12 protein-coding genes, 1 tRNA gene and 2 pseudogenes are annotated in these 16,697 nt (G+C 44.2%); 7 read left to right on the forward strand and 8 right to left on the reverse strand.

From position 1 onward, the window contains the following. Positions 1 to 186: 186 nt before the first annotated feature. The 3 genes from psbH to glgB all read left to right on the forward strand — a co-directional run bounded on the left by psbH (position 187) and on the right by glgB (position 3,354). Complete coding sequence (gene psbH, locus RAM70_RS18655) at positions 187 to 381, forward strand: photosystem II reaction center phosphoprotein PsbH (RefSeq protein ID WP_002736544.1); 195 nt, start codon at positions 187 to 189, stop codon at positions 379 to 381. A gap of 104 nt (positions 382 to 485) precedes the next feature. Next, entirely contained in the window at positions 486 to 734 is a 249-nt protein-coding gene (locus tag RAM70_RS18660; protein WP_045358984.1) for a TatA/E family twin arginine-targeting protein translocase, read from the forward strand. Positions 735 to 1,074: 340 nt separating this feature from the next. Further along, on the forward strand, positions 1,075 to 3,354 hold the full coding sequence (gene glgB / locus RAM70_RS18665; RefSeq protein ID WP_045358985.1) for a 1,4-alpha-glucan branching enzyme: 2,280 nt from the start codon (positions 1,075 to 1,077) through the stop codon (positions 3,352 to 3,354). Between the two features lie 548 nt (positions 3,355 to 3,902). Here the strand turns inward: glgB and RAM70_RS18670 are convergent. Both RAM70_RS18670 and RAM70_RS23110 read right to left on the reverse strand, forming a co-directional pair. After that, positions 3,903 to 4,304 (reverse strand): fasciclin domain-containing protein, encoded by a 402-nt coding sequence (locus tag RAM70_RS18670; protein WP_312675061.1) that lies wholly within the window; start codon positions 4,302 to 4,304, stop codon positions 3,903 to 3,905. A 47-nt stretch (positions 4,305 to 4,351) separates the two neighbouring features. Further along, positions 4,352 to 4,615, reverse strand: a complete 264-nt coding sequence (locus RAM70_RS23110) for a hypothetical protein (RefSeq protein ID WP_441338879.1) — start codon at positions 4,613 to 4,615, stop codon at positions 4,352 to 4,354. Between the two features lie 429 nt (positions 4,616 to 5,044). Here RAM70_RS23110 and RAM70_RS18675 point away from each other — a divergent pair, with 429 nt between their 5' ends. The 4 genes from RAM70_RS18675 (at position 5,045) to RAM70_RS18690 (ending at position 11,068) form a co-directional block, all read left to right on the forward strand. Continuing rightward, entirely contained in the window at positions 5,045 to 6,001 is a 957-nt protein-coding gene (locus RAM70_RS18675; RefSeq protein ID WP_045358987.1) for a ribonuclease Z, read from the forward strand. Positions 6,002 to 6,003: 2 nt separating this feature from the next. Beyond that, the gene (locus RAM70_RS18680; RefSeq protein ID WP_312675063.1) at positions 6,004 to 9,240 is read left to right on the forward strand and encodes a tubulin-like doman-containing protein; all 3,237 of its coding nucleotides are present in this window, start codon (positions 6,004 to 6,006) and stop codon (positions 9,238 to 9,240) included. Positions 9,241 to 9,583: 343 nt separating this feature from the next. Beyond that, a complete protein-coding gene (argF, locus tag RAM70_RS18685; protein ID WP_002762401.1) occupies positions 9,584 to 10,510 on the forward strand; it encodes an ornithine carbamoyltransferase in 927 nt (308 codons plus the stop codon). Positions 10,511 to 10,642: 132 nt separating this feature from the next. Continuing rightward, positions 10,643 to 11,068, forward strand: coding sequence for a hypothetical protein (locus RAM70_RS18690; protein WP_045358991.1), 426 nt, complete (start codon positions 10,643 to 10,645; stop codon positions 11,066 to 11,068). Between the two features lie 270 nt (positions 11,069 to 11,338). Here the strand turns inward: RAM70_RS18690 and malQ are convergent, their stop codons facing one another. The 6 genes and pseudogenes from malQ to RAM70_RS23115 form a co-directional block, all read right to left on the reverse strand. Beyond that, positions 11,339 to 12,841 carry a 4-alpha-glucanotransferase gene (malQ, locus tag RAM70_RS18695; RefSeq protein ID WP_190381761.1) on the reverse strand — a complete coding sequence of 501 codons (1,503 nt, stop codon included), beginning with the start codon at positions 12,839 to 12,841 and terminating at the stop codon, positions 11,339 to 11,341. 155 nt (positions 12,842 to 12,996) lie between these two features. After that, positions 12,997 to 13,067, reverse strand: a tRNA-Gly gene (locus RAM70_RS18700). Positions 13,068 to 13,152: 85 nt separating this feature from the next. Then, entirely contained in the window at positions 13,153 to 13,890 is a 738-nt protein-coding gene (locus RAM70_RS18705; RefSeq protein ID WP_045358993.1) for an HAD family hydrolase, read from the reverse strand. 256 nt (positions 13,891 to 14,146) lie between these two features. Beyond that, a pseudogene (locus tag RAM70_RS18710) lies at positions 14,147 to 15,592 on the reverse strand (AAA family ATPase); the annotation flags it as partial. 503 nt (positions 15,593 to 16,095) lie between these two features. After that, entirely contained in the window at positions 16,096 to 16,347 is a 252-nt protein-coding gene (locus RAM70_RS18715; protein WP_045359000.1) for a DUF4926 domain-containing protein, read from the reverse strand. A gap of 3 nt (positions 16,348 to 16,350) precedes the next feature. Beyond that, positions 16,351 to 16,485: pseudogene (locus tag RAM70_RS23115) on the reverse strand (DUF6883 domain-containing protein); the annotation flags it as partial. Positions 16,486 to 16,697: the final 212 nt, after the last annotated feature.

The raw sequence follows: 16,697 nt of genomic DNA on the forward strand, positions 1-16,697 counted from the left end.
CTGTAGGCGCTTGCAGATTCTTGTGGGCGTGGCAGGGCAGGCGAAAAACGATTCCGTTCGGAATTAGACCAAAAAAGCTCCACTGGAAACAGCAGTAGATTTTATCTCACTGGGTTGACCGGTTGGCACTTCGTCAAATTACGGATCAATACAAAATTATCATTTACAGATCTTTCTTGGTAACTTATGGCACAGCGTACACGCTTAGGTGAAATCCTTCGTCCCCTCAACTCGGAATATGGTAAAGTTTCTCCCGGTTGGGGAACTACCTTGCTGATGGGAGTTTTTATGGCTCTGTTTTTAGTCTTTTTGCTGATTATTTTACAGATCTACAACTCCTCCCTAATTTTAGAAGGATTTAATGTAGATTGGGGTCAGTAAGCAGATTCCAACAATCTCGTCGGCATTTTTGGCGGCAGAATTATCCCTCGGACTTTGGCAGGTGGGTTATTGCCCACCGCTAGTTTTTTATTAGGAGCAAAAAAATGAATATTTTTGGGATTGGATTACCGGAAATGGGGTTAATTCTCTTGATTGCCCTGCTAGTTTTCGGACCGAAAAAATTACCAGAAATCGGTCGCAGTTTAGGCAAAACGATTCGAGGATTTCAAGAAGCATCCAAGGAATTTGAAAGTGAATTTAAGCGAGAGGCCCAGCAGATTGAAGACTCGGTAAAAATCAAAGCTGAATTAGAAGAAAGTCAATCTCCTAGCGATCAAACTCGTTCCAGTTAAGAACTGTATAGAGATAAAAAGGAAGAAGATTGGGCGATAAATTTGTAGATCAAATTCGAGGCTATCCGCTAGATTAACATCGAGAATGACAAAATCGAGATTAAATTGGCAGTTTTACCATCGGCCGCTACTTTTACTCGCTAGTTTTTTTGACCGAGAAAAGGGGAAATTAGGTTTCGGAGTGCAAAATCGTCTTTAACGACGATAATTTCGGCAGCAGCCACAGCCATAGTTGAATAAGTAGGCAGAATATACCATTAGTTTGAGAATTCCCAGACGGCAGGGAAAAAATGACTATTTCCTTGCTATAAGTATTGTAGATGTCAAGAGTGGTAAATGAATGTCTATAGTGGTATCCCCCGAACAAGTCCATCAAATCGTCAACAACCTCCATCACGATCCCTTTGAGGTTTTGGGGGCCCATCCCCTAGAAGAAGAAGGAAAAGTCAATAAATGGGTTGTTAGAGCCTATTTACCGAAAACCACGGCCGCTTGGGTTATTTTACCGTCCCAAAGACAGGAATATCCCATGAAGACCGCTTATCATCCCCATTTTTTCGAGTGCGTCATCGATATCGGTGAACTGAACAATTATCAATTACGCATCCACGAGGGGGAACAGGAACGGGTAATCTATGATTCCTATGCCTTCCGTTCTGCCAAACTCAGCGATTTTGATTTACACCTGTTTGGGGAGGGCAACCATCATCGCATTTATGAAAAATTAGGGGCGCATTTAGCCGAAATCGAGGGTATTAAGGGGGTTTATTTTGCCGTTTGGGCTCCTAATGCCCGCAACGTCTCGATTATTGGTGATTTTAATAGTTGGGATGGTCGGGATCACCAAATGCGGAAACGTAATAATATGGTCTGGGAATTGTTTATCCCGGAAATCGGTGTGGGCACTAAATATAAATACGAGATCAAAAATTGGGAAGGTCATATTTACGAAAAATCTGATCCCTACGGTTTTGCCCAAGAAGTACGCCCAAAAACCGCCTCGATCGTGGCCAATTTAGATAGCTATACTTGGGATGATAGCGATTGGATGGAAAAACGTCGCCATAACGATCCTTTAACTCAACCGGTTTCCGTTTACGAATTACACCTCGGTTCTTGGCTGCACGCTTCTAGTGCCGAACCCCCCCGTTTACTTTCTGGGTCCGGGGAAGCGGTTCCCGTGTCGGAATGGAACACCGGGGCGCGCTTTTTGAGTTACTACGAGTTAGCCCAAAAACTAATTCCCTACGTTAAAGAATTAGGTTACACCCATATCGAATTATTACCGATCGCCGAGCATCCTTTTGATGGTTCTTGGGGTTATCAAGTGACGGGTTATTTTGCCCCCACCAGTCGCTACGGCAATCCTGAAGATTTTATGTATTTTATCGATCAATGTCACCAAAATGGCCTTGGTGTGCTAGTGGATTGGGTCCCTGGTCACTTCCCCAAAGATGGTCACGGGTTAGCTTTCTTTGATGGTACTCATCTTTATGAACACGGCGACCCGCGCAAGGGGGAACACAAGGAATGGGGAACCTTAATTTTTAACTACGGTCGCAACGAAGTCAGAAATTTCCTCGTCGCTAATGCCCTATTTTGGTTCGATAAGTACCATATTGACGGTATTAGAGTTGATGCGGTGGCTTCTATGCTCTATCTCGATTATTGTCGTAAAGATGGGGAATGGGTGGCTAACGAGTACGGTGGCCGGGAAAATTTAGAGGCTGCGGAATTCCTGCGTCAAGTAAATCATGTAATTTTTAGCTATTTCCCCGGAATTCTCTCTATTGCCGAAGAATCCACCGCTTGGCCGATGGTGTCCTGGCCCACCTATATGGGCGGTTTAGGCTTTAATTTAAAGTGGAATATGGGCTGGATGCACGATATGCTCGATTATTTCGGCATGGATCCCTGGTTCCGTCAATTCCATCAAAATAATGTCACTTTTAGTATGTGGTATAACCACAGCGAGAATTATATGCTGGCTTTGTCCCACGATGAAGTGGTTCACGGCAAAAGTAATATGATTGGCAAAATGCCGGGGGATGAGTGGCAAAAATTTGCCAATGTCCGGGCCTTATTTAGTTATATGTTTACCCACCCTGGCAAGAAAACCATGTTTATGAGCATGGAATTTGGTCAGTGGAGTGAGTGGAATGTTTGGGGTGATTTGGAGTGGGGTCTTTTGCAGTATCAACCCCATCAACAGCTAAAACGCTTTTTCACTGATTTGAACGCCACCTATAAGAGTGAACCTGCTTTATATACCCAGGATTTTGGTGAGGATGGCTTTGAGTGGATCGACTGTAGTGATAATAGTCATAGCGTCGTTTCTTTCCTGCGCTGGAGCAAAAATTGGCAGGAGTTTCTGGTGGTGGTTTGTAATTTTACTCCCCAACCCCACAGCCATTATCGCGTTGGTGTACCCCATCCCGGTTTTTATCAGGAAATCTTTAACAGCGATGCGGGTAAATATGGCGGTAGTAATATGGGCAACCTCGGTGGTAAATGGTCGGAGGAATGGTCCTATCATAGCCGTCCCCACTCGATCGATCTCTGTTTACCACCTTTAGGGGTTTTAGTTCTCAAAATCGGTCCCCATGCTTCTGGGGAATAGGTAAGTGGGGTGTAGGGTATGGGGTGTGGGGTGTGGGGTGTGGGAAGTGGGGGAATGGGGGAATTCAACTAAAACCCTAACACCCTAACACCCTAAAACCCCAACACCCAACCCCTAAGAAAAAATTTAGAGGCCATCTTCCGGAAAGTGGCCTCTTTTTAGGGTGAATTTTCCAGAAACTATTAAGGCGAAAATTAATCAGGGGGAGAAACTGGTTAACCATTTTTCATCTCCCTTAATATTTCCTTACTTTTTCGTTAATATTTATGGTAGCAAAGCCATTTGATGGTCTGATACTAAATCCGTTGAGTATAGGCTAAATATCAGGAGAGGCAATAGGCACTCTTGCAATAGGCAAAAGGATCAATAGATAATCAGTCTTTAATAACAGGATTTAGTCTGAACAGGTACAGACAAGAAAGTGCAGAAAGTGGGCATTTTCCTCCGTCGATCATCGAACCCATAAACAAGCAAAAGTGTCTGTATATTTGGTTACTAAATAAGACGGAGCCGCCCTGGATGCGGCCCGGGGAAAAGCCGGTCAAAAACTAACCCATCAGGATCACCGTATCGATGACGTGGATCACACCATTATCCGCCTCGATATTACCTGCGACCACCGTGGCATTTTTCACCTCAAAACCTTCGCTACAATCGATGGGAATCGGTGAACCCTCTAGAGAAGTCACTACAGCCAATTTTGCTAAATCTTCCTGCATATATTTGCCCGCAACGACGTGATAGGTGAGAATTCGGGTTAATTGGGGGATATTCTGCACTAGGGTTGTAATCGTCCCGGGGGGCAATTTGGCAAAAGCTTCATCGGTGGGGGCAAAAACTGTGAAGGGGCCGGGACTTTTTAGGGCATCCACAAGACTAGCGGCTTGTACCGCCGTCACTAGAGTTTTAAAATTATCGGCACTGACCGCAATATCGACAATATCTGCCATAAACTTGACTCGATCCTCAAAAAAATCATCTATTTCAGATTTTAAACTTAATCTTGTCCCAAAGATCGTTCTAGGGATGGGGTGTGGGGTGTGGGGTGTAGGGTGTAGGGTGTAGGGTGTGGGAAGAACAAATAAAAATAATCTCCTGTCTCCTGACTCCTGACTCCTGACTCCTGAATACTGACTCCTGAATACTGACTCCCGACTCCTGAATACTGACTCCTGACTTCTAACCCCATGTTGGTCAAAGATAAGCAAAAATTATCTATTGACTCCAAAAACTTGAGAATATTTAAATTAACATTCCGCAATATTTACAAATTCTTAAGAATTAATTGAGAAAGATTTTTATTTAACAACGATGTTACAATGGTTACAGCGATTTTACTGAATTTCATAATGGGTTATTCTGTGCTTTTTTGGGTAGCAATGGTTGAAACCCTTGCCACACCTACAGGGTGATCCTAATTAAGACGGGTAAATGAGTCAATTTCACCCACAACGATGATCTTTTTTTTGTGTAGTTTTATTGCAAAAAAAAAGTTTTTTTGACAAAAAGCAGAAAGTATGATATGAACGCTGGCGTATTTCTGGCTGCGAGTAATTATTGCAGAGTTAGGTCAAAATCAGGGGATTTCCTGTTTCCAAGTGATCAAATACAGAAAAGCAGCAATTCGATCAAGAAATCGATCAAAACAGCCTAGACTAGAAAAATAATCCTCTATCCCGACAGCTATCCTGTGGAGATTACTTTTTTAGGAACCAGTTCCGGGGTTCCGACTCGTTCGCGTAATGTCTCTAGTATCGCCCTTCGGTTGCCGCAACGGGCGGAAATATGGCTGTTTGACTGTGGAGAAGGAACTCAACACCAGTTACTGCGTAGCGACCTAAAAAGTTCCCAAATCCGACGCATTTTTATCACCCACATGCACGGCGATCATATCTTTGGTTTAATGGGATTGTTAGCCAGTATCGGATTAGCCGGTTCTGCTCAGGATATTGATATCTACGGACCCCCCGGACTAGGGGACTATCTGCGTGCTTGTGCTAAGTATTCCTATACTAATTTCGCCAATCGGGTGCGAGTCCATGCCGTTTCCCCCGGCATACTCTACGAAGATGAAGAATTTACCGTCTCCTGTCAGCTATTAAAACATCGTATTCCTGCCCACGGTTATCGCATCGCCGAAAAAGACCGTCCAGGACGTTTTGATGTGGAAAAAGCCAACGCTTTGGGTATTCCCCCCGGACCAATTTACGGCAAGCTGAAAAGAGGAGAAACTGTCACCCTCCCCGATGGCAGAAAAATTCGCGGTCAGTCCCTCTGCGGGGAAACGGAAATCGGCCGTAAAATTGCCTACTGTACCGATACTATTTTCTGTGAAGGTTCGATCGAATTGGCACAGAATGCAGATGTGCTAATTCATGAGGCGACTTTTGCACACCAAGATGCTGGGTTAGCTTTTGAAAGTGTTCATTCCACTTCGACGATGGCAGCCCAGGTGGCCTTGGCAGCCCAGGTAAAATTGTTATTAATGACCCATTTTAGTCCCCGTTATCTACCGGGTAATTCTCTGGATATTTCCAATCTGTTAGAGGAAGCGCGGGCAATTTTTCCTAACACTAAATTAGCCTACGATTTCCTCACCTACGAAGTCCCCCGCAACCGTCAAGAAATGGCTTTAGGAGTTAAGTAATTATGCCAGCAGCAGTGGAAGAAAAAAGCATGGTTCCCACGGTTTTAGTGGGTATTGGTGGCACGGGTAACGAAATTTTATCGCGATTGCGTCGTTTAATCGAGGAAAGTTATGGCAGTTTGAGCAATTTTCCGATTGTCAGTTTTTTGGTGGTTGACACGGATAAGGATTATAAAATCAGTAATCCTGAAGCTGCCGGCAGTGCTTTTAAAGATAACGAAAAACACTGGGCCCGGGTGAGTGGAAAACAGGTACAGGAGATGGTATCTGACATGGATAGATATCCCTGGATTAATAGTTGGTTTCCCCCGGAATTAGAGAGAAATATTACTTCCCTGGAAGCGGGGGCGGGACAAATTCGCGCCTGTGGACGTTTTGCTTTATTTTGTAATTATCATGAGATCCAAAGAAAATTTCTAGATGCGGTGAGACGGGTAAAGGGACAAGAAAACTTTATGCTCGATCGCTATGGAATTAAAGTTAATAATACTGCTATTAATGTCTTTACTACGGGGTCTTTAAACGGTGGTACAGGTAGCGGAATGTTAATCGATCTAGGCTACTGTATTCGTAATTGGTTACGAGGGGAAAGTAGTCCTTTGAGTACGGCAATTGTTCCCACTCCTGAAGCATTTGCGGGGATTAGTGTCGGCGATCGAGTTTTGGCTAATGGTTACGCTGCCCTGATGGAATTAAATTACTTTTCCGACTACAGAACCGAATATCATCAACAGTTTAGCAGCGGTTTAGTCGATGAAGTGGTTAGTAAATTACCCCCCTTTGATTTTACCTATTTAGTGGGGACAAAAAACGGCGAAGGTGATTTTAAACTCGGTCAAATTCGGGAAATGATCGCCCAAAATATCTTCCTAGATATGACCTCTGATTTTGCCCCCCATAAGCGTTCTATTAGAGATAATATTAAGGGTTCTTGGGCGCAAGCTGACCCTGGGGGTCGCGGTTATCCTAAGCAATTTATGAGTTTTGGGCTATCAACTATTGAAATTCCTATTGCCCAAATTCGTGCCTCCTTATCGGAACGTTTAGCCAAAGATTTAATTAATTGGTGGCTGAATGATGCCGTGATTTTACCCGCTCAAATGTTGGACTTAGTAAGAGGTGATATCCTCAAAAGAATGCGCTTGAGCGAAGGAGAATTAATTATGGATTTATGTGCCGACAAGGATCGCTCTTTAATTGCCATAATCTCCCAATGGATTAACGAAACTCGTCAGGAAATCAATCAAGATAATTGGCTATCTTGTACCAAACAGGGTGTTAATATTTTAGGCAATGAACAGGGAAAAATTCTCCAATTTATCAATGATTATTTAACGCCAAGAGTCGAGGAATTTAAACGCAATCATTTACTAGAATTGAGTCCCGATGAACGGCTGCACGGCGATTACCTGAAAAAGATTTATAGTAATCGGGATGAAATTATTCAACGGGGTAAAAAGTCCCTGGAAATAGAGTTTTATAATATCCTTGAGGATCGGAACCGTGGGGTAAAATTTGCCGAGAGTTTTATTGTTTTAGTACGACAAATCTTCACCGACATAGCAGAAAAATTCCGTCGCGATCAAGAACAGGTTTGGAGTCAAAACGAAAGTAAACGTCAACGAGAATACGATACAGCTTTAGCGGAAATTAATGATCTGAAAGATAAACTTCATATCTCGAAAAAAGATAAGATGGAAGAATATTGTGAACAAGCTTTAACGGGATTGGAAGGCTATTTAATGGCCAATATTCAACGAAAAACCAGAGGTGCAGGAGTAGAGGTTATTAATCGTTTACTAGAACATCTTAATCAATTAGAAAGCCGTTTTAATCGCTTTCGTCAGAAATTAATTCAAAGTCGCGATCTATTTAATCTACAAGCTAACCAACAGATTGATAGTGCCGATGCTTTGTTAATTAATGGGATTAAATTATTTGACAGACAAGAATTAAATGGTCTTTATCAAGACTTTGTCGAACAATTTGCCTCCGGGATTGCTGGTAACAAAAATGCCTACGATACAGGTATGGATAACCTTTGTTTACCCCTCTCAGAAGAGATTTTAAAGCAATCTAGCCCCCTCTGGAAAGAAACGCGCCGCTCCGACGAAAATATGCGTTTATTTGACATCACCGAGATTGCCGATATTCGTCAAAGAGATTTTCAACAAGTTGTCCTAAACCAAGCTAATAAATTACTACAAAATGCCCCCGCTAGTAGTCAAATTCAGCAGGAATTAGCCGCTTGTGATCGCTTGTTAAAAATTTATAACAACGATGCAGATATTATCAATAATCTTCGCATTGCCTACCAAAAATCGCGACCCCTAATTATGCTTAATCCTGCGGTTTTGCGGGGAAAAGATGCGGGTTTTACACCCCAATTAAATCAAAATGTTGCCCTGATTGGGGGAAGAAATACCAATAACCCTGCAGCCCAAAAAATTATGCCGAAACTGCGGGAATTTATTCCCAACGAAGACGATATTAAACCCTTGGCAGAAGTGGAAAAACATCGTCTTGTCTTCGTGCAGGAAATTGGCGGGTTTTCCCTACGCTGTCTCGAGGGAATGCGAGAACTGCGGCAATCCTATCAGGACTGGAAAGGAGAATTTATTCTCGCTAAACGCGCCCAACAAATGGGCGAAAATCGTGATTTACCCATCCCCGTGCATATCCAAAAGGAACCGCCTTTCTGGGATGTTTTTCCCGAAGATCCGAGTATTTATCAATTGGTAGTAACAGCCCGGGCTTTAAAAGTGCTTTTTCCAGAAGTCAATCGAGTCACTAATGAGAAAACAATTCGCTATGAAATTAAAACCGCAACGGGATTAAAAAAAGTCGATATCGCTACCAGTTGGGAAGATGCGGTACAGGTGTTAGAAGTAAAAGCTTGTCGCGAAGATAAGGAAAAAATTCAAACTCAGGTGACAGCTAAGTTACAGGATTCGTCCACCCCCGAGAAAAAACAAGCTTTGTATCGGACTTTTATCCAATATTTACAACAACGTTCCGAGGAGTTGACAGGAGGAAAAGACAATACAGAATATAAACGGGAAGATGCAATTATTTTGCAGTTAATCCATAACTATAAGTTGGATAGCGGTGGAGAAATTCCTCTTTCTCCGGTGACGGAAGTGGCTAACCTAGCTTTAATTATCTGCGGTAATTGTGGACACAAAAACCCGCCCTCGTCTAATTTTTGTTCTAAGTGTGGGGCAAAATTAGTTAAGTAGAAATTAGGCAATTGCTTGTTTTTATACCATTTTTCATAAGTAATGGCAGAGATGGTTAATCGCCCTCACCCCTAACCCCCCACCCCCCCTTGCCCCCCCGACGTCGGGGGGGCAAGGGGGGGTAAGATACCTGCCAAGAATAAAGAAAAATGGTATTAGTCCTCGGATAACAGAAAAAGTGGGGGTGTTAGCTAGACCAACATCCCCCACAATGAAAATTTTCGGGAAAAATTGCCTAATAGGGAAAAAACTGGATTATAATAAGGTCTTTACTCAAGATTTTTGCTAATCGCTAACTGCCATAAAACCCAATCAAGACCCCTGTTTATCGAGAGAAAAACCCATGGTAGCCACTTTAAAAGGACGAGATGTTTTAAGAATAACCGACATGAGTAGCGAAGAAATCAGCGCCCTACTCAATCTATCGGCACAGCTTAAAGCTGGCACTCTTAACCCTAGCTGCAAAAAAGTCTTGGGATTGCTATTTTATAAAGCTTCCACCCGGACCCGGGTTTCCTTTACCGTCGCCATGTACCAGTTAGGGGGACAGGTGATCGATCTCAATCCCAGTGTAACCCAAGTGGGGCGCGGGGAACCCTTAGCCGATACGGCCCGGGTACTCGATCGCTATCTCGATATTCTCGCAGTTCGCACCTTTAAACAAGAGGATTTAGAAGCTTTTGCCAATTACTCGCGCATTCCGATTATCAACGCTTTAACGGATTTAGAACATCCCTGTCAGATATTAGCCGATTTACAGACTATCCAAGAGACTTTTCAGACTTTACGGGGAATTAACCTCACCTATGTGGGGGATGGTAATAATGTCGCTAATTCTCTCCTCTTGGGTGGTGCTTTGATGGGGTTAAATGTGCGGGTTGCCTCCCCCGCAAACTATCAACCGGATGGGGAAATTGTCGCCAGCGCCCAGGCTATTGGCGAGAAAACCGGTAGTAAAATCTTAATTACCGACGATCCCGTTACGGCCGTAAAAGACTCTCAGGTGGTCTATACTGATGTCTGGGCAAGTATGGGACAGGAAAGCCTCGCTGATGCCCGAATTCCCGTTTTTCAGCCCTACCAAGTCAATGAACAGCTAATGAGTCACGCTGACAAAGACGCGATTATTCTCCATTGTTTACCTGCTCACCGGGGCGAAGAAATTACCGACGGGGCGATCGAGGGTGTACAATCAAAAGTCTGGGAGCAAGCGGAAAATCGGATGCACGCCCAAAAAGCTTTAATGGTGAGTTTATTGGGATTAATCTAGCTCCAGATGCTCAGTTACCTAAAATAATTATTAAACTACATAATCAATCATCCTAAGACCTGTCCGACACCGGAAGTTAACGCTAGGATTGATGGTAAGAGCAATAATCAGGGCAGCCTCCACACAAACTATATGTCAGACACCTCCGCCGTTAAAAAATATCTCGCCCATTGGTTTCAATTGGGAAAAAAAGTTATTTGTCCCAAAAACCAAGCTATGCTATTTCCGCTGCCAATTTTCAATGCTGATCGCTATTCGTCGGAGTTTGAAGATTGTTGGCAAAAAATTCTTGATCCTCAAAGTGGCGATTGTTACCTAGAAGGTACTCAACAAACCATCCAAGACTTACTTTCCCCTCAATGGGAATTTCATCCCTGCGCTCGTTGTACTATACCTGTACCAATTGAAGTGATGGGACAATCGGGTTTATCCTGTCCTTGCCATGATTTGAGTAATTGGCCCAATTTAGAATTACCCCTACCCCATTTACCCGTCAATAGTCAAGAAAATCTCGATCGCATCCGGCAAAGATTGCTAAAAAATTCTCACCCACATTAACCGGACAAAAAAAGACGTTAGAAGTAACGTCTCGAAAAAAGGATTGATATTTAGGGTCTGCTGAATAAATCTAAAAACCTTGTTGGATAAGACTTTTAGACTTGCTTTTACTCAAAAAGTGCCAGCCGTTGCGGGGGATCGGGGGGAAAATTCAGGTACTTTTTCCCTGAAAATTAGGTAATTGACTACCTCAAAATCGGTAAAACCCCATACCCCACACCCCACACCCCACACCCTGCCCCCAGGAAAAGCTTTTTCAGCAAACCCTATTTAACGATTTCTGCCAAAAAGATTGACTAAATCTCGCAATCTCTCGCTATATTCTCCGGTTAAAGCTTCCTGACGATAGCGCCATGACCAATTCCCTTCTGCGACACTGGGGGTATTCATACGCGCATCGGATCCTAAACTTAACACATCCTGTAACGGTACGATCGCCTGATTAGCCACGGAACTATAGGCCAGTCGAATCAGATCCCAAGCCACTCCCTGACCACTGGGAGCGCCAAGATATTGATATAGTCGCGCTTTTTCGTAGTCGTTGGCGTTATCCTGAAACCAGCCCACAGTGGTATTATTATCGTGAGTGCCGGTATAAATCACACAGTTGCGTTCGACGTTAAAAGGAAGATAGGGATTACCCGCATCACCCCCAAAAGCGAAGTGGAGAATCTTCATCCCCGGGAAAGCAAAGTGATCGCGAAAATCTAGGACTGCTTGGTCAATATCGCCCAAATCTTCGGCAATAATCGGCAATTTACCTAAACGAGTGCCGATAGTATTAAAGAGATCATAACCCGGGGCCTTGAGCCAATGACCATTAATAGCGTTTTCCTGGCCAAAAGCCACGGCCCAATAGGCCTCTAATCCGCGAAAATGATCGATACGGATGATATCGACTAGGGAAAGAACCGCTTTTAAACGGCGTACCCACCAGTCAAAGCCCGTATTTTTGAGATAATCCCAGTTATAAAGAGGATTTCCCCATAATTGCCCCGTTTCTGAGAAATAATCTGGGGGAACCCCGGCCACTTCCAAGGGATTACCGGTTTGGGTATCTAGTCGGAAAACCTGCGGATTTGCCCAAACATCGGCGCTATTATGGGAGACATAAATGGGGATATCACCGATAATCTCGATACCGAGGGAGTTAGCATAGCGTTTTAGGGCTAACCACTGCTCAAAAAACTCAAATTGCAGGAATTTGTGCAGAAAAATCTCCTCTTGTAACTCCTGTTTCGGTGTTTCCAACGCTCCCCAATGACGTTCGCGAATTTCTGTCGGCCATTCCATCCATGCTTTACCCGGGTAAGCGTGGGATAAAGCCATAAATAGGGCGTAATCCTCTAACCAATCGGCATTGCCAGCACAAAAGCCAGCAAACTGTTTGTAAAGAATTGTGTCAGAACCCTTGACAAAATTGCTCGCCGCCTTTCTAAGTAGAGGAATTTTCCAAGCGATCAATTTATCAAAATCCACTTGATCGAGGGGAAAATCGGGAATATCCTCGAAATCTGCCTCACTAAGCAGGTTTTTTTCCCGAAGAATATCGAGACTAATCAGGAGATGATTGCCGGCAATGGCACTAAAACTCATGTAGGGAGAGTTACCGTACCCTGTGGGGCCTAAAGGGAGAATTTGCCAGAGTTTTTGACCACTTTGAGCCAAAAAATCGATAAATTGATAGGCTTCCCTACCTAGTTCTCCAATCCCGTAACGACCGGGGTGACTGGTGGGATGAAGCAAAATACCGCTAGAACGGCTAAAAGCCATGAAAAAACCCCCTTATCAGTGATTCGGTTAGCAGTTATTAAGTGTTTAAAGCTGAATGCTCACTGCTATCTCCAAGCTAACCCGCTCTCGATCGATAAGGGCAATACTTAACAACTTTATTAGACCTATAGGACAAAATGATACACAACAACTTAAGCGGGTGAGGGGAATCGAACCCCTATCATTAGCTTGGAAGGCTAGGGTTTTACCACTAAACTACACCCGCATTTTCTTAGCACTTTCGTTAGCATAACACGAATTGCCGATTTTTGCAAGTAGGGATTTTCAGCTTGTTAATCGCCCCTAGATGGTTATAGATTGCCTAAAAATCCCGATCGCTCGGTTATTTCCCCGATTTGGCTAAAAGTTTTCTCCACGCGATCGAGGTCTAGTTGGGAGAAATTATCGATCGCCCAGTTCGACACTCTCTGCATAAAATGGAAGGGATAGGTATGAGCGATTCCCACCACCTGCATTCCCGCTCTTTTTGCCGCTTCGCAACCGGCAAAAGTATCTTCAATCACCAGACATTCCCAGGGTTGCAACTGTAGATTAAAATTCCAACGATTGAATCTTTCTACGGCCAGTAAATAACCATCCGGTTGAGGTTTACTGGTGCTAATCTCATCACCGGTGACAATGACACTAAAGTAATCCCCAAGGCCCGCCTGTTGCAAGATCGATTCTACTTCCGAGCGTATTGCTCCCGTCACCAAACCGATTTGTAGATCCCTGGCCTTAACCCGTTTTAAAAAAGAGTATATCTCTTCATAAATAGGAAGTTTCTCTAATTTTTCTAATCTTTCTCGGTATAAACTGGCTTTTTTGTTAATTAACTTAGTCAGATACTCCTCGGTCACTTGACGACCGCGACGGGTGAGAACATTACGCAAACAGACGCGATCGCTTCTTCCCAGACATAACTCCGCAAATTCCGACCCTAGGGGCAGTAAATTTTCCCCGATCAAGATTTCATTGATTAACTCTTGATGGATTGGTTCATCATTGATGATCACCCCATTAAAATCGAACAGAACAGCCTTTAACATCAATCTTAGACAGAAAAGCTAATAAATACTCAGTGTTCTTGATTATACTAAAGTTTTTCGTCATGGCCAGGTGTGGGTAAGCTAAGACCCATTTTCCCCCAACCCCCCCTGCCCCCCCCCGATGTCGGGGGGGTTGGGGGGGTGGGTAGGGTTGATTCATGAATCAACCCTACTGTGAATCAACCCTAGGGGCAGGGGGGGGGAGATTCGGCTAATCTAAGAATAAGCGGTTTAAATGCGTCCTAGCTTACAAGCTAGAAGAACAGCAAGTTTTCCATTTTTGGGCGATAGAAAGGATTAATGCTTTTTCTGCTTGGGGTAAATTGGCAGCCTGTCGGTCGGTTATATCCCTTAATTCCCTGATAATCCGATTAAGAGCGAGTTTTCTAGTCTTTCGGGAGTCACTTCTCTGGACTAAAGCTATTTCTGCGATAACTCGATTTAAACTGCTGATAGCTTGCCAAGTTTGCGGACGTAATGACGGTTCTGCGGCAATGGGGGCAACCTCCAGGGAAGCGATACTATCGAAAGTTGCTGCCTGACTAAATCGGTGTAAAGTCTGGGCGAGGCTATACATTTCTTCCCCGTAGGCGAGGGAACGTACCACAGCAAAGGCTTTTTCGGCTTTTTCGGTGTCCAGTTGGCAAAGATACCAAAAACCGGCGGCGGCGGCACGAGCAGGGGTATCGAGACGGATTTTGCTGGGAGGAAAAGAAAACAGTTTCGCCGACGCATATTTTAACAATTGCCAATCGGAGGGATTTTCTGCCAGACGGGAGACGCGATAGATAATTTCTGCCTCTGGGAATTGCGATAAAACGCGGTTAACGGCGACAAGGACAGGAATAAACTGGCGGCTGTACTGAAGGTATTGATTGAGGTTATTAATAGCCGTTTCCCAGTCTTGCTGTAACCATTGTTGTAGAGTCGAGGTTAACCCCGGCAGCGGTAGAAGGGTAATACGGGGAAAAAGTCGCCCTTGGGGACTAGCCAAAAGCCCGATTAGCCAATTATCAAGACGGAAAAAGGCGAATATAAACCCCACGCCGGACACCACGCTGAACACCACGCCGAACACCACGCCGAACACCACGCCGGACACCACGCCGAACACCACGCCGGACACCACGCCAGACACCACGCCGTACACCACGCCGGACACCACGCCGGACACCACGCCGGACACCACGCCCAACACCACGCCCAACCCCACGCCGTACACCACGCCGTACACCACGCCGGACACCACGCCGTACACCACGCCCAACGCCACGCCCAACACCACGCCGGACACCACGCTGAACACCACGCCGTACACCACGCTCAACACCACGCCGGACACCACGCCGTACACCACGCCCGACACCACGCCCAACACCACGCCCACCCAATCAACAGAAAGTCCTAAATTTGCTGCTATTATGCTACAGATAATCAGAGGGGTAATTACAGTTAAGAGAAGACCCTGAATCCCTAGACGCAATTGTACGGGATGGTCGCGGAGAAATTGCATTCTATCGCGCCATGTTTTCTGTTCTTTTAATTTATCGCCGCCGCCTCTCGTTTCCACATACCAGCGCACTGCTTGGGGAAAATAAAACACCCAGTACAACAGCAAAAGATAATCAAAGGGATTCCGTAAAGATAAATCGCGTCTGAGTTTAGGGGCGAGATTAATGGTGGGGACGGTGCTTTCCTTCATAATTTTTATCTCTGGCTATTTACCCGGTGATGGTTTATTAAGTAGGTAGGTGTTAACTGTCAGACACCCCCCTTATCAAGGGGGGCAGGGGGGATCAAACCCCCTCAAGGTAGGGTTGATTCATGAATCAACCCTACTATGAATCAACCCTAGGGGGCAGGGGGGATCAAAGACAAAATCTATCTTCTATTTAATCAGAACCACTTAATTATCGGAACTAAAAAGGCTTATATATATTTCGGCACGGATTCCCATTATAATAAAAAGTATAGGTCAAATCGAGGGATTTTGTCAAGTCTTTTTTGCCATTAATCTATATAATTGTCGGGCTGCTTACCGGTCATTGTCCTGAAAAAAATTAGGTTCTTCTATTCGTGTTATGCAAGGGAGGGGGTTATAAGGAATGAAACCCCGATAGAGACAGACATTGCTGCGATTTTTGTCAATTGTTTTCGCTCTAGAACGAACTAATCAATTAAGTCTCTTGCCAGATAAGGATTTAGTCAATTTATGCCACCCGATCGAATCATACCGAGTAACGAAGAACCTTCTTTTTCCCCTTCTTGAATCGCCGATTTCGGGACAATGACGACGTTAACCGATTCTTCTACTTCGTTGAATAGTTCTAAAACATATCCTTCCTCACCCCCCTTCGGATGGGCAACTATATCGACAAGAATCGCCGAATCACCCTGCTTAAGATTGTATTCGGGAACGTCGCGGGCTAGGGTCACTTCTTCGTATAGTTGCGCCATGGTTTATTTTTCCTTTCGGGGTTTGAGGGTGATAAATTGAAATTGATGATCTAGGTTTCGTTTTAGCCAAATCGTGACGACGGATAGGCGAACTTGATTACTGCCGATTAATTCGCCCTCGACTCGATCGAAGGTTCCCTATTCGATTCACCGATCAAGTGTATTAATTGATATTGTTTCAAGGTTTTTTTGGGGTTGTAATTGCATAATTTTTTTTTAAATAGTCTAGACTAAAAAGGCTTATATATATTTCGGCACGGATTCCCATTATAATAAAAAGTATAGGTCAAATCGAGGGATTTTGTCAAGTCTTTTTTGCCATTAATCTATATAATTGTCGGGTTGCTCAC

The sequence above is a fragment of the Microcystis wesenbergii NRERC-220 genome, assembly GCF_032027425.1.
Classification (GTDB): Bacteria; Cyanobacteriota; Cyanobacteriia; order Cyanobacteriales; family Microcystaceae; genus Microcystis; species Microcystis wesenbergii_A.